The sequence below is a fragment of the Massilia sp. ST3 genome, from assembly GCF_018119405.1.
In the GTDB taxonomy this organism is placed as follows: Bacteria; Pseudomonadota; Gammaproteobacteria; order Burkholderiales; family Burkholderiaceae_D; genus Telluria.
Map to the genome: position 1 here is coordinate 1 of NZ_JAGPWC010000001.1, position 20,495 is coordinate 20,495.

22 protein-coding genes are annotated in these 20,495 nt (G+C 67.7%); 9 read left to right on the forward strand and 13 right to left on the reverse strand.

The window, feature by feature from the left end; genetic code table 11:
* Together KBW98_RS00005 and KBW98_RS00010 are read left to right on the forward strand one after the other, a co-directional pair.
* Positions 1 to 190 (forward strand): hypothetical protein (locus KBW98_RS00005; protein ID WP_211518027.1); only part of this gene is annotated, 190 nt, incomplete at its 5' end.
* A 101-nt stretch (positions 191 to 291) separates the two neighbouring features.
* The gene (locus KBW98_RS00010; RefSeq protein ID WP_211518028.1) at positions 292 to 2,478 is read left to right on the forward strand and encodes a prolyl oligopeptidase family protein; all 2,187 of its coding nucleotides are present in this window, start codon (positions 292 to 294) and stop codon (positions 2,476 to 2,478) included.
* A 165-nt stretch (positions 2,479 to 2,643) separates the two neighbouring features.
* On the opposite strand, the gene KBW98_RS00015 is transcribed toward KBW98_RS00010, so the two are convergent.
* On the reverse strand, positions 2,644 to 3,219 hold the full coding sequence (locus KBW98_RS00015) for a helix-turn-helix domain-containing protein (RefSeq protein WP_211518029.1): 576 nt from the start codon (positions 3,217 to 3,219) through the stop codon (positions 2,644 to 2,646).
* 173 nt (positions 3,220 to 3,392) lie between these two features.
* Between KBW98_RS00015 and KBW98_RS00020 the strand changes: the two genes are divergently transcribed.
* From KBW98_RS00020 to moaD, 6 genes are all read left to right on the forward strand, one after another.
* The gene (locus KBW98_RS00020; RefSeq protein WP_211518030.1) at positions 3,393 to 4,595 is read left to right on the forward strand and encodes a glycine C-acetyltransferase; all 1,203 of its coding nucleotides are present in this window, start codon (positions 3,393 to 3,395) and stop codon (positions 4,593 to 4,595) included.
* A 34-nt stretch (positions 4,596 to 4,629) separates the two neighbouring features.
* On the forward strand, positions 4,630 to 5,586 hold the full coding sequence (locus KBW98_RS00025) for an NAD-dependent epimerase/dehydratase family protein (RefSeq protein ID WP_211518031.1): 957 nt from the start codon (positions 4,630 to 4,632) through the stop codon (positions 5,584 to 5,586).
* Between the two features lie 48 nt (positions 5,587 to 5,634).
* Positions 5,635 to 7,023: an L-serine ammonia-lyase gene (locus tag KBW98_RS00030; protein WP_211518032.1), complete on the forward strand. Its 1,389-nt coding sequence runs from the start codon at positions 5,635 to 5,637 to the stop codon at positions 7,021 to 7,023.
* A 292-nt stretch (positions 7,024 to 7,315) separates the two neighbouring features.
* Positions 7,316 to 8,791, forward strand: a complete 1,476-nt coding sequence (gene thrC, locus KBW98_RS00035; RefSeq protein WP_211518033.1) for a threonine synthase — start codon at positions 7,316 to 7,318, stop codon at positions 8,789 to 8,791.
* Positions 8,791 to 10,086 (forward strand): gephyrin-like molybdotransferase Glp, encoded by a 1,296-nt coding sequence (glp, locus tag KBW98_RS00040; RefSeq protein ID WP_229428884.1) that lies wholly within the window; start codon positions 8,791 to 8,793, stop codon positions 10,084 to 10,086. Before thrC ends, glp begins: the two co-directional genes overlap by 1 nt.
* Positions 10,087 to 10,093: 7 nt before the next feature.
* Positions 10,094 to 10,351, forward strand: coding sequence for a molybdopterin converting factor subunit 1 (moaD, locus tag KBW98_RS00045; protein ID WP_211518034.1), 258 nt, complete (start codon positions 10,094 to 10,096; stop codon positions 10,349 to 10,351).
* A gap of 39 nt (positions 10,352 to 10,390) precedes the next feature.
* Here the strand turns inward: moaD and dctP are convergent, their stop codons facing one another.
* From dctP to KBW98_RS00070, 5 genes are all read right to left on the reverse strand, one after another.
* On the reverse strand, positions 10,391 to 11,407 hold the full coding sequence (dctP, locus tag KBW98_RS00050) for a TRAP transporter substrate-binding protein DctP (RefSeq protein WP_229428885.1): 1,017 nt from the start codon (positions 11,405 to 11,407) through the stop codon (positions 10,391 to 10,393).
* Positions 11,408 to 11,644: 237 nt separating this feature from the next.
* On the reverse strand, positions 11,645 to 11,884 hold the full coding sequence (locus tag KBW98_RS00055; protein WP_211518036.1) for a hypothetical protein: 240 nt from the start codon (positions 11,882 to 11,884) through the stop codon (positions 11,645 to 11,647).
* A gap of 10 nt (positions 11,885 to 11,894) precedes the next feature.
* Positions 11,895 to 12,830: an alpha/beta fold hydrolase gene (locus KBW98_RS00060; protein ID WP_211518037.1), complete on the reverse strand. Its 936-nt coding sequence runs from the start codon at positions 12,828 to 12,830 to the stop codon at positions 11,895 to 11,897.
* Positions 12,827 to 13,030 (reverse strand): helix-turn-helix transcriptional regulator, encoded by a 204-nt coding sequence (locus KBW98_RS00065; protein ID WP_211518038.1) that lies wholly within the window; start codon positions 13,028 to 13,030, stop codon positions 12,827 to 12,829. The genes KBW98_RS00060 and KBW98_RS00065 overlap by 4 nt, the downstream gene beginning before the upstream one ends.
* Positions 13,027 to 13,425 (reverse strand): hypothetical protein, encoded by a 399-nt coding sequence (locus KBW98_RS00070; RefSeq protein WP_211518039.1) that lies wholly within the window; start codon positions 13,423 to 13,425, stop codon positions 13,027 to 13,029. The genes KBW98_RS00065 and KBW98_RS00070 overlap by 4 nt, the downstream gene beginning before the upstream one ends.
* Positions 13,426 to 13,559: 134 nt before the next feature.
* On the opposite strand from KBW98_RS00070, the gene KBW98_RS00075 reads away from it, so the two are divergent.
* Positions 13,560 to 14,819, forward strand: a complete 1,260-nt coding sequence (locus KBW98_RS00075) for a TIGR03862 family flavoprotein (protein ID WP_211518177.1) — start codon at positions 13,560 to 13,562, stop codon at positions 14,817 to 14,819.
* Here KBW98_RS00075 and KBW98_RS00080 read toward each other — a convergent pair.
* The 7 genes from KBW98_RS00080 to hpnC all read right to left on the reverse strand — a co-directional run bounded on the left by KBW98_RS00080 (position 14,741) and on the right by hpnC (position 20,436).
* Positions 14,741 to 15,286, reverse strand: coding sequence for a DUF6622 family protein (locus KBW98_RS00080; RefSeq protein ID WP_211518040.1), 546 nt, complete (start codon positions 15,284 to 15,286; stop codon positions 14,741 to 14,743). The genes KBW98_RS00075 and KBW98_RS00080 overlap by 79 nt on opposite strands.
* Before the next feature lie 145 nt (positions 15,287 to 15,431).
* The gene (locus tag KBW98_RS00085) at positions 15,432 to 16,238 is read right to left on the reverse strand and encodes a head GIN domain-containing protein (RefSeq protein WP_211518041.1); all 807 of its coding nucleotides are present in this window, start codon (positions 16,236 to 16,238) and stop codon (positions 15,432 to 15,434) included.
* Positions 16,239 to 16,245: 7 nt separating this feature from the next.
* Positions 16,246 to 17,034 (reverse strand): DUF1700 domain-containing protein, encoded by a 789-nt coding sequence (locus KBW98_RS00090; RefSeq protein WP_211518042.1) that lies wholly within the window; start codon positions 17,032 to 17,034, stop codon positions 16,246 to 16,248.
* A 44-nt stretch (positions 17,035 to 17,078) separates the two neighbouring features.
* On the reverse strand, positions 17,079 to 17,240 hold the full coding sequence (locus KBW98_RS00095) for a hypothetical protein (protein ID WP_211518190.1): 162 nt from the start codon (positions 17,238 to 17,240) through the stop codon (positions 17,079 to 17,081).
* Positions 17,241 to 17,272: 32 nt separating this feature from the next.
* Positions 17,273 to 18,688 carry a hydroxysqualene dehydroxylase HpnE gene (hpnE, locus tag KBW98_RS00100; RefSeq protein ID WP_211518043.1) on the reverse strand — a complete coding sequence of 472 codons (1,416 nt, stop codon included), beginning with the start codon at positions 18,686 to 18,688 and terminating at the stop codon, positions 17,273 to 17,275.
* The gene (gene hpnD / locus KBW98_RS00105) at positions 18,675 to 19,508 is read right to left on the reverse strand and encodes a presqualene diphosphate synthase HpnD (protein WP_211518044.1); all 834 of its coding nucleotides are present in this window, start codon (positions 19,506 to 19,508) and stop codon (positions 18,675 to 18,677) included. Before hpnD ends, hpnE begins: the two co-directional genes overlap by 14 nt.
* 118 nt (positions 19,509 to 19,626) lie before the next feature.
* Positions 19,627 to 20,436, reverse strand: a complete 810-nt coding sequence (hpnC, locus tag KBW98_RS00110) for a squalene synthase HpnC (protein ID WP_211518045.1) — start codon at positions 20,434 to 20,436, stop codon at positions 19,627 to 19,629.
* Positions 20,437 to 20,495: the final 59 nt, after the last annotated feature.

Here is a 20,495-nt window from a genome sequence, read left to right on the forward strand (position 1 = left end):
GGCCGCGCGCTGGCTGGCGGAGCGCGACGGCGGACGCGACGCGGCGGACCAGGACGAGCCGGCGGGCGCGCCGGAGCATGCGTGTGGGGGCGGGCATGGGGTCGCGCATGGCCGCGCGCACGGTGTCGCCAGGGGACTGGCCCAGGGACGCGCGCAGGGACTCGCTGCGCGGCGTATGGACGCCGCATAGCGAGCGTGGCCGGGGCAGCCCGGCGGTATCCATGCCCGGCGTTTCGCGCTATGATGCCCCTCGGCATAAGCCATCCCCGCTCACCTCCGACAGAGAAGAATATGCAACTGAGACACGCTACGCTCGCCGCCATGCTGGCCACCGCGTTCGGCGCGCAAGCTGCACTCGCGCAGACCGCGCCTGCAGCATCCTGCGCCGCCACCGGCCCTTCCTTGACCTACCCGGACTCCAGGAAGACCGACCAGCTCGACAACTACCACGGCACCACGGTCGCCGATCCCTACCGCTGGCTCGAGGACGCGAACAGCGCCGAGACCAAGTCCTGGGTCGAGGCCCAGAACAAGGTGACCCAGGCCTACCTGGCGCAGATCCCGCAGCGCGAGGCGATCCGCCAGCGCCTGACCCAGTTGTGGAACTACGAGCGCTACAGCGTGCCGGAGCAGGAAGGCGGCCGCTACTTCTACACCCGCAACGACGGCCTGCAGAACCAGTCGGTGCTGTACACCCTCAAGAAGCTGGGCGACACCCCGCGCGTGCTGCTCGACCCGAACACCCTGGCCGCGGACGGCACCGTCGCGCTGGCGGGCGCCGAAGTGAGCCCGGACGGCAAGCTGCTGGCGTACAGCATCGCGGCTTCCGGCTCCGACTGGAACGAGATCAAGGTTCGCGACATCGAGACCGGCAGGGACCTCGATGACCACGTCAAGTGGGTCAAGTTCTCGAACACCGCCTGGACCAAGGACGGCAAGGGCTTCTTCTACAGCCGCTACGACGAGCCGAAGGAAGCCACCAAGCTGGCCGACGTGAACTACTTCCAGAAGCTCTACTTCCACCGCATCGGCACCCCGCAGAGCGCGGACACCCTGGTCTACGACCGCCCCGACCAGAAGGAATGGGGCTTCGGCGGCCAGACCACCGACGATGGCCGCTACCTGGTGATCACCACCACCAAGGGCACGGCGCCGAAATACCGCATCTCCTACAAGGACCTGTCCAAACCCGACAGCAAGGTCGTTGACCTGATCGACAACTTCGACGCCGGCTACGACTTCATCGACAGCGTCGGCAGCGTGTTCTACTTCAGCACCGACCGCAACGCGCCGCGCAAGCGCATCGTCGCCATCGACGTCAGCAAGCCGGCGGAAAGCAACTGGAAAGAGGTCGTCGCCGAATCCGCCGACACCCTGGTGGGCGCCGACATCATCAACCAGCAGCTGGTGCTCGAATACCTGAAGGATGCGCGCAGCGTCGTGCGCGTGGTCGACCTGAAGGGCAAGGCCGTGCGCGAGATCGCACTGCCGGGCATCGGCTCGGTAGGCGGCCTATCGGGCAAGAAGGGCGATACCGAGACCTTCTTCTCCTTCACCGGCTACACCACCCCGACCACGATCTACCGCCTGAACCTCAAGGACGGCAAGAGCAGCGTGTTCCGCCAGCCGAAGGTCGCCTTCAATCCGGCCGACTACGAAACCCGCCAGCAGTTCTACACCAGCCGCGACGGCACCAAGGTGCCGATGTTCATCGTGTCGAAGAAGGGCCTCAAGATGGACGGCTCGAACCCGACCTACCTGTACGGCTACGGCGGCTTCAACATCTCGCTGACCCCGGCCTTCTCGCCGGCCAACCTGGCCTGGATGGAAATGGGCGGCGTCTACGTGGTGGCCAACCTGCGCGGCGGCGGCGAATACGGCGAAGCCTGGCACCAGGCCGGCACCAAGCTGCAGAAGCAGAACGTGTTCGACGACTTCATCGGCGCGGCCGAATGGCTGGTGGCGAACAAGGTGACTTCGCCCGCCAAGCTGGCGATCGGCGGCGGCTCCAACGGCGGCCTGCTGGTAGGCGCGGCCATGACCCAGCGGCCGGAACTGTTCGGCGCGGCGATTCCGGCGGTGGGCGTGATGGACATGCTGCGCTTCCACAAGTTCACCATCGGCTGGGCCTGGACCTCGGACTACGGCTCGTCGGAGAACCCGGACGAGTTCAAGGCCCTGGTCAAGTACTCGCCGCTGCACAACCTGAAGGCCGGTACCTGCTACCCGGCCACCATGGTGACCACGGCCGACCATGACGATCGCGTCGTGCCGGCGCACAGCTTCAAGTACGCCGCCACGGCCCAGGCCGCGCAGGCGGGCGCCGCCCCGATCCTGATCCGCATCGACACCAAGGCGGGCCACGGCGCGGGCAAGCCGACCGCCAAGCAGATCGAGGAAGTGGCCGACCGCTGGGGCTTCCTGTCGCGCGAGCTGAAGATGGGCGAGGCGCCAAAGGCGGTGGGCGGTTCGCACTAATCTAAACCACTTGCCGAAATAGAAGCGGCTGCCGAAGCGATCCGGCAGCCGTTTTTACTTTCTCGTAGGGTTGGCGGCTTCGCCGCCGACGCGTCCAACGAACGCCGAAACCGCCACGGTCTACCAGGGGCCCGTATCACCGCGTCGGCGGGAAACCCGCCGACCCTACCGGTGTACGACGACCAATAAAGCCTTCGCCTCGGTCTTCCCCGCATTCCGGATCACATGATCCTGGTCCGCCGGATACCGCGCCGTGCCCCCGTGGCGGATCTTCTTCTTCTCGCCACCCACCTCCAGCTCCACCGACCCGATCACCACGCTGAGGTGCTCGTTGGTCCCCGGATCATGCGCCTGCGAGGCCAGCGCCCCACCGGGCGCCAGGGTCAGCTCATACCATTCATACTTGCCGGCCAGGTCCATCGGGCCCAGGATGCGCAGCGAATAGCCCGCATGCGCGCCGGGCAGGGTGGGGATTTCGTGGGCGTCCACCACCCGGATCAGCTCCGTCGAGCGCACCTCGGACGATAGCAATTCGCCAATCTGCACGCCCAGGGCGTTCGCCAGGCGCCAGGTGATGGCGATCGTCGGATTGGCTTTCTCGCGCTCGATCTGCGACAGCATCGACTTGGACACGCCTGCGATGCGCGACAAATCCTCCAGGGTGAGGCCGCGCGCGAGGCGCAGGCGCTGTAGCGTGGCGCCAACTTCAGGCGGAGCGTTGTTTGCTAGACTTTTATTCATTGCCTATGAGAGTTTTACTTCGAGCTGTAGCTTGCCAAGTTCATTGGCCGGGGGTAAGATTCAATATATTGAATTTTCGTTCGACATAAAGAACCACGTTTTCTGAATCGAACGAGTCAACGGTACAACATCCGCCAACAACCGGTCAAGCCGGACAACCAGGAGAGCAGCACATGAGCGATCAAGCCTTTTACAGCACCCTCCAGCAAAAACTCGATACGCTGAAGACCGAGGGCCTGTTCAAGCCGGAGCGGGTGCTGGCGTCGCGCCAGGGCGCCGAAGTCATCGCCCAGGACGGCCGCACCCTGATCAACATGTGCGCGAATAACTACCTCGGCCTGTCGGGCGACGTGGAAACCCAGAAGGCCGCCGCCGCCGCGCTGGAGAAATACGGCTACGGCCTGTCCTCGGTGCGCTTCATCTGCGGCACCCAGACCGTGCACAAGGAACTCGAGCAGAAGCTCTCGGCCTTCCTCGGCACCGAAGACACCATCCTCTACGCGGCCGCCTTCGACGCCAACGGCGGCGTGTTCGAGCCGCTGTTCGACGAGAACGACGCGATCATCTCCGACGCCCTGAACCACGCCTCGATCATCGACGGCGTGCGCCTGTGCAAGGCGGTGCGCTACCGCTACGCCAACAACGACATGGCCGACCTGGAAAAGCAGCTGGTCGCCGCGACCGAGGCGGGGAAGCGCCACAAGATCATCGTCACCGACGGCGTGTTCTCGATGGACGGCACCATCGCCCAGCTGGACAAGATCGTCGAGCTGGCCGAGAAATACGGCGCCCTGACCATGATCGACGAATCGCACGCCTCGGGCTTCATGGGCAAGACCGGCCGCGGCACTCACGAGCACTGCGGCGTGATCGGCAAGATCGACATCATCACCGGCACCCTGGGCAAGGCCCTGGGCGGGGCGATGGGCGGCTTCACCTCGGGCCGCAAGGAGGTGATCGAGACCCTGCGCCAGAAGTCGCGTCCCTACCTGTTCTCGAACACCCTGGCGCCGATGATCGCCGGCGCCTCGCTGGCCGTGCTGGACCGCATCAGCAAGTCGACCGAGCTGCGCGATCGCCTGCACGAGAACACCGCCTACTTCCGCAAGGAGATCGAGCGCATCGGCTTTACCATCAAGCCGGGCACCCACCCGGTGGTGCCGGTGATGCTGTTCGACGCGCCGGTGGCGCAGAAATTCGCCGCCCGGATGTTCGAACTGGGCGTGCTGCTGTCGGGCTTCTTCTACCCGGTGGTGCCGATGGGCCAGGCGCGTGTGCGCGTCCAGCTGTCGGCCGCGCACACCCGCGAGCAGCTCGACAAGGTGCTGGCCGCCTTCGAGCAGGCCGGCCGCGAGCTGGGCATCATCAAGCACTAAGCGACAAACCATTCAGCAAGAGATCGGAAACTACATGGAACGCATCCTCATCATCGGCGCCAACGGCCAGATCGGCAGTGAACTCGTCACCGCCCTGGCGGAGCAGCACGGCCAGACCAATGTGATCGCCTCGGACATCGGCGCGAACAACGTGTACGGCGCGGCGCGCTACACCCAGCTCGACGTGCTGGACAAGGAGCGCCTGGCGCAGCTGATCGACAGCGAAGGCATCACCCAGGTCTACCAGCTGGCGGCGCTACTGTCGGCCACGGGCGAAAAGGCGCCGCTGAAGGCATGGACCCTGAACATGGACGGCCTGCTGAACATCCTCGAGGTCGCGCGCGAACGCGGCGAAGCGGGCAAGCCGCTGAAGATCTTCTGGCCCTCGTCGATCGCGGCCTTCGGCCCGAACACCCCGGCCGAGAACACCGCCCAGTACACGGTGATGGACCCGACCACGATCTACGGCATCAGCAAGCTGGCCGGCGAGCGCCTGTGCGAGTACTACCACAGCAAGTACGGCGTGGATGTGCGCAGCATCCGCTACCCGGGCATCATCAGCTTCAAGTCGCCTCCGGGCGGGGGCACCACCGACTACGCGATCGCGATCTTCCACTCGGCGCTCAAGGGCGAGACCTACGAGTGCTTCCTGGGCCCCGAAACCACGCTGCCGATGATCTACATGCCGGACGCGATCCGCGCCACCATCGAACTGATGGACGCCGCGCCCGAGAAAGTGGCGATCCGCTCCTCGTACAACGTGGCGGGCGTGTCCTTCAACCCGCGCGAGCTGTCGGCGGCCATCAAGAAGGCGCTGCCGGAGTTCGAGATCGCCTACAAGCCGGACAGCCGCCAGCAGATCGCCGACTCCTGGCCGAAGAGCCTGGACGACAGCCGCGCTCAGCGCGACTGGGGCTGGAAGGCCCGCATCGGCGTCGAGGAAATGGTCGCCGACATGCTGAAGAACATCGACGTCGGCGTGAGCGCCTGAGCGTCACTTTCACCACAATTATAAAAAACTGAATAGTCGAGACAACAGATGGACATGAGCGTATTTGATCTGTTCAAGATCGGTATCGGACCGTCGAGCTCCCACACGGTGGGCCCGATGGTGGCCGGGCGCCGCTTCCTGCTGGAATGCGGTGCGCTGGACGAGGCAGTGGGTGTCGAAGCCCACCTCTACGGTTCGCTGGCGCTGACCGGTGTCGGCCACGCGACCGACAAGGCGGTGATCCTGGGCCTGATGGGGGAAACTCCGCAGGACATCGATCCAGACACGGTCGAGGACAAGCTGGCCGAGGCCGAGCTGGACGGCGTCATCAAGCTGCTGGGCACGAAGGAAGTCCCGTTCCGCTACGCCACCGGCCTGGTCTGGCACAAGGCCTCGACCCTGCCCGAGCACCCGAACGGCATGAAGTTCGTGCTCAAGCTGGCGGACGGCAGCGTCATCGAACGCATTTATTACTCGGTGGGCGGCGGCTTCATCACCGCGGCCGGCGAGAGCCAGGCGCGCGCCGCGGAAGCGCCGGCGGCCAGCGTGCCTTTCCCCTTCAGCACCATGGCCGACCTGCTGGCACACGGCCGGCAGCACGGCTTGAGCATCCCGCACATGCTGCGCGCGAACGAGCTGGCGCGCATGAGCGAGGCCGATCTGGACGCGGGCCTGGACCGCATCTGGCAGGTGATGCGCGACTGCATCGCCCACGGACTGGTGACCGAAGGCCAGCTCCCGGGCGGCCTGAACGTCAAGCGCCGCGCCGCCAGCCTGTGGAAGCAGGCCCACTGCACCGAGGGCAAGCGCGTCAACGAGCTGCCGCACGACGCCACCCACCACGTGACCCTGTACGCGATGGCGGTGAACGAAGAGAACGCGGCCGGCGGGCGCGTGGTGACAGCGCCGACCAACGGCGCGGCTGGCATCATCCCGGCGGTGCTGCGCTACTACGCCGAAGACTGCCGCCCGAGCGATCCGGCGCGCGGCATCCGCGATTTCCTGCTGACCTCGGCCGCGATCGGCATGCTGTGCAAGAAGAACGCCTCGATCTCCGGCGCCGAAATCGGCTGCCAGGGCGAAGTCGGCGTGGCCTGCGCCATGGCGGCGGCCGGCCTGGTGGCGGCCCTTGGCGGCTCCAACGAGCGCATCGAGAACGCGGCCGAGATCGGCATCGAGCACCACCTGGGCATGACCTGCGACCCGATCGGCGGCCTGGTGCAGATTCCCTGCATCGAGCGCAACGGCATGGGCGCGATCAAGGCGATTACCGCGGCCTCGCTGGCCATGAAGGGCGACGGCACCCATTTCGTCAGCCTGGACAACGTCATCGAGACGATGCGGCAGACGGGGGCGGACATGCAGGTGAAGTACAAGGAGACCTCGCTGGGCGGGTTGGCAGTGCACGTCGTTACCGTGAATCACGCGGCTTGCTGAGGGGCTGAAGGCTGATCGAGCAAACTTGGGTCCCCGCCTTCGCGGGGATGACGTTCGGAAGCGGCGGGCCGTTATCGAGCCTGCGGCTCGCACCCGATGCCCGTCATCCCCGCGAAGGCGGGAACCCAAGTCCGCAGCGCAGCAAATAAGCGTCCTTTAGCCCGACATCGCGCCCCTCGCAAACCAGAATTTTATTCACCCACCCCCACTTTTTTGCAGCACAGCATACATTTCCGCCGCCTCACACTATAATAAAGTTCCAACGTGAGCCCCCAACCGGATTTTCTACTGTATGCATTATGTGTCCACCCGCGCGACGAGCGCGTCCGCAGCACGCAATCCCCAGCTGTTTTCCGACATCCTGCTTGGCGGCCTGGCCCCTGACGGCGGCCTCTACCTGCCGAGCGCGTACCCGCAGGTCAGCGGCGCCGAACTCGACGCCTGGCGCAAGCTGGGCTACGCCGAGCTGGCCTGTGAAATCCTGCGCAAGTTTGCGACCGACATCCCGGACGCCGACCTGAAGGCCCTGACTGCGCGCACCTACACCGCCGAGGTCTACCGCAACGCCCGCGCCGGTGAATCCGCCGCCGAGATCACGCCGCTGCGCGTACTGGAACAGGGCGAGCGCGGCACCCTGGTGCTGCAGGCGCTGTCGAACGGCCCGACGCTCGCGTTCAAGGACATGGCGATGCAGTTGCTCGGCAACCTGTTCGAGTATGCGCTGGCCAAGAACAACGACGAACTGAACATCTTCGGCGCCACCTCGGGCGACACCGGCAGCGCCGCCGAGTACGCGATGCGCGGCAAGCGCGGCGTGCGCGTGTTCATGCTCTCGCCGCACAAGAAGATGAGCGCCTTCCAGACCGCGCAGATGTTCAGCCTGCAGGACCCGAACATCTTCAACATCGCCGTCGAAGGCGTGTTCGACGACTGCCAGGACCTGGTCAAGGCGGTCTCGAACGACCTGTCGTTCAAGGCCCGCCACAAGATCGGCACCGTCAATTCGATCAACTGGGCGCGCGTCGTGGCCCAGGTGGTGTACTACTTCCGCGGCTACCTGGCGGCCACCACCAGTAACGAGCAGAAGGTGTCCTTCACGGTCCCGTCCGGGAACTTCGGCAACATCTGCGCCGGGCACATCGCCCGCATGATGGGGCTGCCGATCGACAGGCTGGTCGCCGCCACCAACGAGAACGACGTGCTCGACGAATTCTTCCGTACCGGCGTCTACCGCGTGCGCAAGTCGTCCGAGACCTTCCACACCAGCAGTCCGTCGATGGACATCTCGAAGGCCTCGAACTTCGAGCGCTTCGTCTACGAGCTGGTGGGGCGCGACGCCCAGCGCACCCACGACCTGTTCCGCAAGGTCGAGACCCACGGCGGCTTCGACCTGTCCGGCGCGCCGGGCAGCGACGGCGACGAGTTCAAGCTGGTCGGGAAGTATGGCTTCCAGTCCGGTCGCTCGACCCACGCCGACCGCCTGGCGACCATCCGCGACGTGGCCCAGGCCTACGGCATCGTGATCGACACCCACACCGCCGACGGCGTCAAGGTGGCGCGCGAGCACATGCAGCCGGGCGTGCCGATGATCGTGCTGGAGACCGCGCTGGCGGCCAAGTTCAACGAGACCATCGTCGAAGCCTTGGGCAAGGACGCCGAGCGCCCAAGCGGCTTCGAGAACATCGAGGCACTGCCGCAACGCTTCGTCGTGATGCCGGCCGAGGTCGACCGCATGAAGGCCTACATCGCCGAGCATACGGGACTGTGATGAACGCACCGGGACAAAAGCCGCCCATGCTGTCGCGCCGCGAGGCGCTCGACTTCCTGCTCGACGCCGCGCGTCCGGTCGAGGGCGTCGAGACCGTGGCCACCCTGGAGGCCAACGGCCGCGTGCTGGCCGACGCCGTGGCTTCGACCCTCGACGTACCGTCGGCCGACAACACGCAAATGGATGGCTACGCCGTCCGCGCGGCCGATTGCGCAAGCGGTAGCGCGACCTTGCGCGTCAGCCAGCGGATCCCGGCGGGCAGCGTGGGCCAGCCCCTGGAGGCCGGCACCGCGGCCCGCATCTTCACCGGCGCATTGATTCCGCCCGGCGCCGATGCGGTGGTGATGCAGGAGCAATGCGAGGTGGTCGGCGACAGCGTCACCGTGCGCCATGCACCACGCGAAGGCGAATGGATCCGCCGTACCGGCGAGGACATCGTGGCCGGCTCGACCATCCTGGCGGCCGGTACCCGCCTGCGCGGGCAGGAACTGGGACTGGCCGCCTCGGTGGGCCTGGCGTCGTTGCCGGTGCGCCGCCGCCTGCGGGTGGCGGTGTTCTTCACCGGCGACGAACTGGCCATGCCCGGCGAGCCGCTGGCTCCGGGCGCCATCTACAATTCGAACCGCTTCACCTTGCGCGGCCTGCTGGAGAATTTCGGCTGCGTGGTCCGCGACTTCGGCATCGTGCCCGATTCGCTCGAGGCCACGCGCGCCACCCTGCGCGAAGCGGCGCGCGAACACGACCTGATCATCACCTCGGGCGGCGTGTCGGTCGGCGAGGAAGACCACATCAAGCCGGCGGTGGACGCCGAAGGCCGCCTGGCCATGTGGCAGATCGCGATCAAGCCCGGCAAGCCGCTGGCCTTCGGCGAGGTGGGCGCCGGCGAAAGCAGCGCCACTGGCTCTCGCGAAAGCAGCGCCACTGGCTCTCGCGAAAGCAGCGCCACTGGCGCTGCTTTCTTCCTCGGCCTGCCGGGCAATCCGGTATCGAGCTTCGTGACCTTCCTGCTGTTCGTGCGGCCCTTCCTGCTGCGCCTGCAGGGCGTGACGGGGCCGGTGGAGCCTTGCGGCTACATGATGCGCGCGGACTTCAGCTGGACCAAGGCGGACCGGCGCAACGAATTCCTGCGCGTGCGCATCAATTCAGCGGGCGGACTGGATTTGTTCCCGAACCAGGGCTCGGGCGTGCTGACCTCGACCGTGTGGGGCGACGGGCTGGTGGACAACCCTCCGGGTAATGCGATCGCGGTGGGCGACCTGGTGCGCTTTCTTCCCTTCGCGGAACTACAGCATTAGGAGCGGCATGAAGATCAATCTGCGGTATTTCGCCTCGGTGCGCGAGGCGGTGGGCATGGGACAGGAAGCGGTCGAGCTGCCTGCGGACGCCGGGACGGTCGGCGCGGTGCGCGGCCTGCTGGCCGCGCGCGGCGGCGCATGGGCCGAGGCGCTGGCGCCGGAGCGGCCGGTGCGCATGGCCTATAACCAGGTGATGTGTGGGCCAGAAACGAAAGTCGAAGAGGGCGCCGAGGTGGCTTTCTTCCCGCCAGTCACGGGCGGATGAATGGGTGGGGCCGGCGGCATGGCCCGCCGGCCCCACGATTTACAGCACGGCGATCGACTGCTCCGCCAGCGCCATCAGCTTGGCGCAGTTCTCGCTGCGTTCCGAAAACTCCTTCCACGCCGTGGTGCGCGCCACGGCCTGCCACTTGCGCAGGGAATCCGTGTTCATGTCGATTACCCGGGCGCCGGCGCGGCGATATACCGCCGCCACCGCCGCGTCGTCGGCGCGCGCGGCGCGCAGCGCGAACTTTTCCATGTCCGCGCCCACCGCCATGATCGCGGCTTGCTGCTGCTTCGGCAGGCGGTCGAACACCGTGCGCGACATCATCAGCGGTTCGAACATGAACCAGTAGGAACCGCCGCGCGCCGTGGTCAGCGACTTGGCCGACTCGTGCAGGCGGAAGGAGATCAGCGAGGTCGACGAGGTCAGCGCCGCGTCCAGGCTACCGCTGCGCAGCGCCGCCTGGATCTCGTTGGACGGCAGCTCGACCACGGTCGCACCCGCGTCGCGCAGCAGCTGGTCCATCTCGCGCGAGCCGCCGCGCACCTTGAGGCCGCGCGCGTCCTCGGGTTCGACGATCGGCGCGCCGCGCGACGCGACGCCGCCAGCCTGCCAGATCCAGCTCACGATCACCAGGCCCTGTTCGGCCAGGATGCGCGACAGCTCGCGCCCCACCGGGGCGTCCTTCCACGCGTAACCCTGCTCATACGAGGTCACCAGGGCCGGCATCAGACCGATGTTGGCCTCCGGCGCCTCGGCCCCGGCGTAGGACAGCGGCACCAGGGCCATGTCCAGGGAGCCGCCCTTGAGCGCCCCGAACTGGGCGTTGGCGCCCATCAGGCTGGATTCGGGATAGATCGAGAATTTCAAACCGCCTCGGGTGCGCTTCTCGACCTCGGCCGCGAACATGCGGCACAGCCGGTCACGGAAGTCGCCCTGGGCGATGCTGCCGCCCGGGAATTGATGGGAGATCTTGAGATTGCCCGGCTGCGCCCATGCGGACTGCATCCAGAGCGGACTGGTCGCGATTGCGCCCAGCATTGCCCTACGGGTCATTGCTGACCTGTTCATTACCGACATACACATCCTCCAAGATGTTTTAACGGACTGCCGCAAATCGTGGCCCCTCGTCGAGCGGGGGCGCATCGTCTGCACTGGCGGGTACAAGAATATTCCTGCTGTCTTTATTGTCAAGCAGAATCTTGCAGATATTACAAAGGCATATGCATGCCCGGGGCGCAGTATGGCGCGCCGGGGCAGTCCGTGTATTGACGCGGGAGGAGTGTGGTCCGTTCAGCGCCGCGGCTTGGCGGCCGGCTCGCCGTCCTCGCACAGGGCGCAGGCGGCGCCGCGCCGGGCCTGGCGGTAGCGCGAGGCGACGAAGATCGCCGCCGCCGCGCAGGACCAGCCGAGCGTCGCGGGCCAGGTGTCGGCAAGGCTGTCGCCGCGCAGCCAGTCGACCAGGGCAAGCAGGAGGAACATGGTGCTGGAAGCCAGGAGATACTGGCCGGCCCAATAAGAGAACGGTCGCATGGTGGATCCTTTATGAACGGCGGTTGAGGAAACGGATGAGGGCATCGGCCAGCGCGTCGGGCTGGTCGATCATCAGAAAGTGGCGGGCCGGTGCAACCGGCAGCAGCTCGGCGGACGGCAGGCCGGGCAGCAGGCTGCGGTAGTGCTCCACCTTGGCGGCGGCGGTGAGCTGGTCCTGGCTGGCGTCCGGTTCGAAATAGGGCACCAGCACCAGCACCGGCGCGCTGATCTTCGCCAGGCTCGGGCGCAGGTCCAGGGCCAGCAGGTCGGCCATGTAGGCGCCGACGGCGGCGCGGTCGCTGCGCAGCAGGAGCGGGGTCAGGTCGTCGGCCTTGCCCATGTCGAGTACGCCCTGGCCGCGCATATACTGCCGCTGCTGCTCGGCGTAGGCGCCGGGCGCCGCCGCCGCCATCCTGGCCTGCATGCCGGCGGCCATCTGCGGCCGCTGGGCCGGGTCCAGGCCCTCGGTGCCGGGGAAGACCGGCAAGCCGTCGAGCGAAACCACGCCGCCGACCCTGGCGCCCAGGTCGGCCGCCACCGCGAAGGCCAGCGCGCCGCCCATGCTGTGGCCGATCAGCACCGGCTGGTCGAGGCGCCGGCTGCCGACCAGCTCGCGCAAGGCCTCCCGTGCGCCCTCGAAGGGCGCGCCGCCAGGAGCCGGACGGCCGTCGAAGCCGGGCAGGGTGACCACGTACAGCGTGTGCTCGCCGCCGAAGCGGCGGATGATGTCCTGCCACACCCAGGGGCCGCTGGCCAGGCCGGGAATCAGGACCAGGGGACGGCCACCCCTGCCGTGGCGTTCGACCAGCATGCCCTTGATCTCGAAGCGCTCGGCCGGCGCGATGGCCACGGCGAAGCGGTTGACGGAAGGCGCGGCGCCCTGGGCCGAAGCCGCCAAGGGAAGTGCCGTGGCCAGTGCCATGGCGAACAGGATCGAAGCTTTCATGCGGTCTCCGGGTCGGGTGAAAAGATGGCCTCGACGGGGAGGCCGAACAGGCGGGCGATGGCGAAGGCCAGCGGCAGGCTGGGATCGTAGCGCCCGGTCTCGATCGCGTTCACGCTCTGGCGCGAGACGTCGAGCTGCTGCGCCAGGTCGGCCTGGCTCCAGCCGCGCTCGGCACGCAGTTCGCGGATGCGGTTCCTCATTGGTCCACAGCGCGGTTCAGCAGGCGGCGCAGCGCGCACACCAGCACCGTCGCGCCGCACAGCACGCACCAGACGCTGAACATCGACAGGCGCGGGAAGCCGGCGGTCTCGAGGAAACCGTAGGTGAAGCTCAGGCCCGCCGTGATCGCGGCGGCCAGGGCGACCGATTCCAGCAGGAAGCGGCGGATGTATTCGTCGACCCGCGCGAAGTGGCGCGCGATGGCCCACAGGGCCAGGCCGAAACCGAGCATCGGCGAGAGCAGCACCAGGGTGCGCGGCAAGCCTTCGTCCATCGGCCGGCCCAGGCGGATCGCGGCCACCAGCAGCACCGTATATAACAGGAGTGATGCTCCCAGCTCCTTCAGGTAAGCCTTTGCGACACGCTGCTCATGCATGATGACACTCACGAGTTAGTAAAGTATGCTTGACATCGTAGGACGACAAACGGGCCGTGTCAAGCAAACTTTACACGATGCTCCAGGGCCGCAAACTCGACTACAATGCTGCTCCCTCGTTCGACTATCCTGCCATGCCCCAGCTTTCCCCAGCATCTCTTCGCGTCGCCGTCATTGGCGGCGGCCCCGCAGGCCTGATGGCGGCCGAGGTGCTGGCCGAAGGCGGCGTGCAGGTCGATGTGTACGATGCCATGCCTTCGGTGGGGCGTAAATTTCTGCTGGCCGGCAAGGGCGGCATGAACATCACCCATTCCGAGCCCTATGCCGGCTTCGTGGCCCGTTATCGGGGCCGCAGCGAGCAGGTCGGGCGCTGGCTGGACGCCTTCACGCCGGACCAGGTGCGCGCCTGGATCCATGGCCTGGGCGTCGACACCTTCGTCGGCAGCTCCGGCCGGGTGTTCCCGACCGATATGAAGGCCGCGCCCCTGCTGCGGGCGTGGCTGCACCGCCTGCGCGAAGCCGGCGTGGGTTTCCACATGCGCCACCGCTGGACCGGCTGGGAGGATGGCTGCCTGGGTCGCCGCCTACGTATGGCGACGCCCGAGGGCGAGCGGCTGGCCGAGGCGGACGCCGTGATCCTGGCCCTCGGCGGCGCCAGCTGGGCGCGGCTCGGCTCGGACGGCGCCTGGGCGCCGCTGCTGGCCGAGCGCGGCGTGGAGGTGGCGCCGCTGGTCCCCGCCAACTGCGGGTTCGATACCGCCTGGAGCGAGCATTTCAGCAGCCGCCACGCGGGCGCACCCCTGACCACGGTGGCCCTGGCCTGCCGTGGCGACGGCGGAGAACTACTGCGCCGCAAGGGCCAGTTCGTGGTGACCCAGACCGGTATCGAGGGCAGCCTGGTGTACGCGCTCTCGGCGCCGCTGCGCGACCAGATCGCCCGCGACGGCGACACCACCGTCTGGATCGACCTGGCGCCGGACCACAGCGCGGAGCGGGTGCTGGCCGAGGTGACGCATCCGCGCGGCTCGCGCTCGATGGCTAGTCACCTGCAGAGCCGCCTGGGCCTCAAGGGCGTCAAGGCGGGCCTGCTGCGCGAATGCCTGCCGGCCGAGGCGTATGCCGATCCGGCGCGCCTTGCCGCCGCGATCAAGGCGTTGCCGCTCAAGCTCTTGCGCCCGCGTCCGATCGACGAGGCGATCAGCAGCGCCGGCGGGGTGCGCTTCGACGCCCTGGACGGTACAAGCAGCATGCTGCGCGCCCTTCCGGGCGTGTTCGTCGCGGGCGAGATGGTGGACTGGGAAGCGCCGACCGGCGGCTACCTGCTGACCGCCTGCTTCGCCGGCGGCAGGGCGGCCGCGAGGGATGCGCTGGCCTGGCTGGCGGCGCGGGCGTAGGCGCGCAGGTCGCGCCCCAGCGCACCCAGGAAGCAGCCGTTCAGGACCCCGAACAGGGCGCACAGGACAAGCCCGAACGCCGCATCCTGGTGCAGCCTGGGCCCGATCGCCCAGGCCACCGAGGCCGCATACTTGATTACGAACACCCCCAGCATCAGCGCCAGCGGCGCCGCGCTGCCGCGCATGCGCACGCCGTCCGCGGCGGCCACGATGCGGCTTGTCCCGAAGCGCCAGACCAGCGCCGTCGCCGCCCCCGCGCCGAGCAGCCAGGCGGCCAGCGGCGGTCCGCCGAGTCCGAATTTGGCGGCGATGTCCTGCGCCGAGAGGCCCAGCATCAGGAGCGGGATCACCAGCAGGCGACGCGGCGTCATGGGGCGTTCGCGCATGGCGGCCAGGCCGCGGTAGACCAGGAAGGCGAGAAGGGCCCAGACGTAGAGGGGTGTGTGGATCAGGATCTGGATCAGCATGGCAGGTTCCGGCTTGGGTTGAGTTGCCCTACCGTGCCAGCGCCCGCGCGGCGGCGGGAAGGATTGCGACGAAGCGCCCTGCGGCGGCGCGAGATGCGGCCAGGCGGCGCGAAGCGCTTGTACGCGCCGCCGGGACGAAACCGGATTACTCTTCGAAGGACACGGTGCCGCTGCCGGTGCGGCTGACGCTGCGGTCGTCGGGATTGCCCAGCACCTCGATGTCGCCGCTGCCGCTGACCGAGGCCATGACGGAGGCGCGTGCCTGCACGGTGCTGCTGCCGGAGCCGGTCTGCGACACGGTCACGCGCTGGGCACGCAGGTCGCGGGCGTCGAACTGGCCGGAGCCGCTGGCGCGGGCGTCGAGTTCGCGCGCCGTGCCGACCACCGTCATGCGGCCCGACCCCATCAGTTCGGCCTCCACGCGGTCGATCGCGGCGCCGGCGTTGACATCCAGGTCGCCGCTGCCGTTCAGGCGCGATTCCACCTTGCGGAAGCGCCCGTTGAACTTGACGCTGCCCGAGCCGTCGAGCTTGACCTCGATACGCTCGCCCGAGAAGCCGTTGATGCTGCTGTCGCCGCTGCCGTCGATGGTGGCCGCGCTCAAGGATGGCAGCACCAGTTCGACCTGGAGCGGCTCGCGGTGGCGCAGCACGATGCCGCGGATGCCGATGTTCAGCACCGCGCCCTCGGCGGTGATCTCGATATTGCTCAGCAGGCGCTGCTCGCCGCGCACCTTCATCGAGGGCGTCGCGCCGTAGCGCAGGTTCAGGTCGATCGGGCCGTTGAGTTCGATGGCGTTGACGTTGGGCGGCACTTCGCGGGTTTCGCTCACCACCTGGCGGCCCTCGCTGGCGGCGCTGACGCCATTGGCGCGCAGCATGCTGTAGCTCAGGGCGACCAGTACGCAGGCCAGCAGCAGCAGGCTGAAGCCGATCTTGATTAATCCACGCATGGCGTCCTCAGCTTCCCTTGAGCAGCGACAGGTTCATCTTCACGTAGCGGCGCACGCCGACGATGGTGTACTTGGTGACCACGATCGAGATCAGGAACAGGGCGATCCCGCCCAATACCAGGCCGGAGCCGAACAGGGTCTGGGTGGTGCGCGATTCCGGATCGAGGTCGGTGGTGATCTGGATCTTGCGCTCGGCCACGGCTTCGGCGCCGCGGATCACGCGCGAATGGGCCGGTTCGCCGTCCGTGTCCATGCCTTCCGTATCGATGGGATCGGACGATTTTTCCTCGTACACATGGATGCCGGTCTCGCCGATCGAGATGCGGGTCTGCACCGCCTGGCGCTGGTGGCCGTCGTCGCTGATGGTGACGCGGTGCAGCGGACCGTTGAGCACCAGCTCGTTGGCCCCGGCCAGGCCGCTGGCCGTGATCGCGATGCCGCCCACATAGAAGCCGAAGGCCGAGGCATACAGGGCCACCAGCAGCGAGGCATACACGGCCGCCGGGATGGCCATGAACAGGTTGAAGACCAGCAGGCCGGCGGCCGAGGCCACCATGCGCAGCATGTTGGTCGGGCTTTTCTTTTCCTTGAAAGCGTCCATGTGGACGCTGGCGCGCAGCGAGACCGCGACCTTGCGCGGGTCGCCCAGTTCGTCCGCGACTTCCTGCTCGCGGCGGCCGGCGGCGCTGCCGTCGACGAAACGCTGCTCGTACCAGGCCAGGGTCTTGGCCTGCGTCTCGGGCGGCAGGCCCAGCATGGCCCGCTTGAGCGCGTCGAGGTATTCCAGTTTACCCATTGGTCCGATTACTCCGTCCTGGTGCACGACATGCACGCTATGAATCAATGATGGCCGACGACCGGAATCGAGCTCAGCGCCATCGTGACGCCGTGGCCGGCGCCGCCGATGAGTTCCGGCTTGACCAGCACGGTAGTGCTGACGGCCACCAGGGCCAGCAGGGCCAGGGTGCGCAAACCGAGTTGCAGGCTGATATTCGTGTTCATGGTCGTCTTCCGCAAGACTTGTTTCGATGGTGCTACCTTACGGAATCCGGCTCCCGGGCGCCATCGGCGTGCGACAGGCTGCGCTTTTCGCGGGGCAGGGCGGCGTAGGCGCGGATGGCCGTCGCCGCGCCGGCCCCGCTGCGCACCGCCGTTTCCAGGGTGGCCGGGTAGTCGCTGGCCGTATAGTCGCCCGCCAGCAGCACGCCCGGCAGGGGCGTCACATTGCCCGGGCGCACCAGGCCGGGGGCGCAGGAGAAGGTGGCGCGCTTCTCGGTGATCACCTGCGACCATGCCGGTTTGGCAAGTGTTTCATTTTTGAAATCCTGCGCCAGCTGGGCAGCGATGGCGGCCGCCAGGGCATCCTGGGGCAGGCTCGCGGCCTCGCCCGCGGCGCTGACGACCACCGCCAGCAAGCCATCCTGGGCGGGGTCGAGCTGGCCGCGGTCGAACACGAACTGGCCCCAGCGGCCGGCGGCCGGACCGTCTTCCAGTGCATAAAAGGGCAGGCCGAGGCGGGCGCCGGGTGCGTACTGCAGGTAGCAGGTGGCGATCGGCTCGTGGGTGAGGCCCTCCAGCTGGGCCGACAGCGCGCTGGCCGCCCCATGCGGCGCCAGCAAGGCGGCAGTCTGCCATGGCGGCGTGGCCAGCACGATCGCGTCGTAGGGTGCATCCGGCGTTTCCTGCGCGCCGAGTTCAGCGCGCCAGCGTCCGTCCGGCAAGGCCGCGAACCCTGCCAGCTTGACGCCGGTCCGCACATCCGCACCCTGGCGGCGCAGGTGCCCGGCCGCCGCTTCCGGGAACAGTGCGCCCATGGCCAGCCTTGGCAGCAGCATGTCCGATGCCGCGCGCCGCTTCGCGCCCAGGCTGTCGCGCAGCACGGCCAGGAAAACCTGGCTCGATGCGCGCTCCGGCGGGGTGTTCAGGGCGGCGATGCACAGGGGGCGCCACAGCAGGCGGTTCAGGCGGGGAGTCTGGTCGAAGCGCTCCAGCAGTTCGGCCACCGGGCAATCGGTGTACAGCTGCCAGCCCATCCAGCGCGCGGCCGTGGTGAAGCGCGCCAGCGCCATCTTGTCGGCGCGCGCCAGTCCCTTGGCTTTTAGCAGGGCGGCGAGCAGGTGCAGCGGGGCGGGCAGGCGCGGGGCGGCGAAGTCCATGCCGCCATCCTGCGGATAGCGCATCTGCACGGGCAGGCGCAGCATGGCGCTCTCGGGATCGACACCGACCTTGCGCATCAGGCGCAGGGTTTCCCCGTAGGCGCCCAGCAGGATGTGCTGGCCGTTGTCCAGCATGTTGCCGCGCACCTCGACGCCGCGCGCGCGTCCGCCGAGGCTGCGCGCCGCTTCCACCAGGGTCACATGATGGCCCTGGCCTTGCAGCTCCACCGCCGCGGCGCAGCCGGCCCAGCCGCCGCCTGCGACCAGGACCCGCAGCCCGCTAGCTGCGGACATAGGTCTTCCAGGCCAGCCACAGCTTGCGCAGCGGCGTCAGCGAGATGCGCTGGGTCAGCACATGGAAGCCGTCGCGCTCGATCTCGTCGAGCAGGGTGCGGTAGATGGCCGACATCATCAGGCCGGGGCGCTGGGCGCGCCGGTCTTCCTTGGGCAGCAGGGCCAGGGCTTCGTCGTAGGTGCGCTGGGCGCGCTCGGTCTGGAATCGCATCAGGGCCTCGAACTTCTCGCTGTGGCGCGCGTTCAGCAGGTCGGCGGCGGTCACGCCGAACTGCTGCAGCTCGTTGACCGGCAGGTAGATGCGGCCCTTGCGCGCGTCCTCGCCCACGTCGCGGATGATGTTGGTCAGCTGGAAGGCCAGGCCGAGCTTCTCGGCATAGGCCAGGGTCTCGGGGCGGGTATAGCCGAAGATGCTGGCCGAGAGGATGCCGACCACGCTCGCCACGTGCCAGCAATAGCGCTGCAGGCCGGCGTAGTCCAGGTAGCGGCTCTGGTCCAGGTCCATCTCCATGCCGTCGACGATGGCCAGCAGGTGCCTTTCCTCCAGCTTGTACGGCGCCACGTGCGGGGCCAGGGCCTGGGTCACGGGGTGGGTCGGCGTGCCCTTGTACATGGCGGAGACCTCGGTGCGCCACCAGGCCAGCTTGATGCGGGCCACCGACTGGTCGGTCGCGTCGTCGACGGTGTCGTCGACTTCGCGGCAGAAGGCGTACAGCGCCGTGATCGCGCGCCGGCGTTCCGGCGGCAGGAACAGGAAGCTGTAATAGAAGCTGGAGCCGCTCTTGAGCGTCTTTTGCTGGCAGTATTCGTCAGGAGACATGTAGTTCTTGTTGAAATGGGCGATGCATGCGGAAATGCGAATCCGCTATCTTAGCCGATGGGGCCGTATCCAGAAAGCCATGGAGCGCGCACGTGCGCTCGTTTGCAATGACGCGCCCTCACATCCAGAGCGCGCGCCAGCCGATGGCCAGCCAGTCGGCCGCCTTCAATACCGGCCGGCGCGTAAACACGTCGTAGTCGGCCTTTTCGATCTCTTCCAGGATGCGCAGGCCGCCCTGGACCACCATGCGCAGCTCCCAGCCGACGCGGCCGGGCAGGCGGCGCGCCAGGGGAGCGCCGGACTGCATCAGGGCGCGCGTGCGGTCGATCTCGAAGCGCATCAGGGCGCGCCAGCCGGCGTCCATGCTGCCCGCCTGCAGCGCGCCTTCGCCGACGCCATGCTGGGCCAGGTCTTCCTGGGGCAGGTAGATGCGGCCCTTGGCCAGGTCGATCGCCACGTCCTGCCAGAAGTTGATCAGCTGGAGGGCGGTGCAGATCGCGTTCGATTCGCGCACGTTGCGCTCGTCGTCGGCGTCGTACAAGGCCAGCATCAGCTTGCCGACCGGGTTGGCGGAGCGGTTGCAGTAGTCGAGCAGCGATGGATAGTCGGGATAGCGGTGGGTCACCACGTCCTGGCGGAAGGCCGACAGCAGATCGCGCATCGGGGCCACCGACAGCCGGTGGTCCGCCACCACCGCCGCCAGGCGGGCGAACATGGGATCGGCGGGCGTGCCGCCGGCGGCGATGACATCGAGCTCGCGCTCGTAGCGCGCCAGCGCCGCCAGGCGCTCCTCCGGCGTGGCGTCGCCCTCGTCGGCGAGGTCGTCGGCGCTGCGGGCGAAGGCGTAGATCGCCTCCACCGCCGGCACCAGGCGGCGCGGCAGCAGGAAAGAGGCGACGGGGAAGTTCTCGTAGTGGTCGACTGCCATGTTTTGAGGCCTGACTCTAAAGTCAGTTATTTTTGTACTTGCATGATTATAATTGCAGA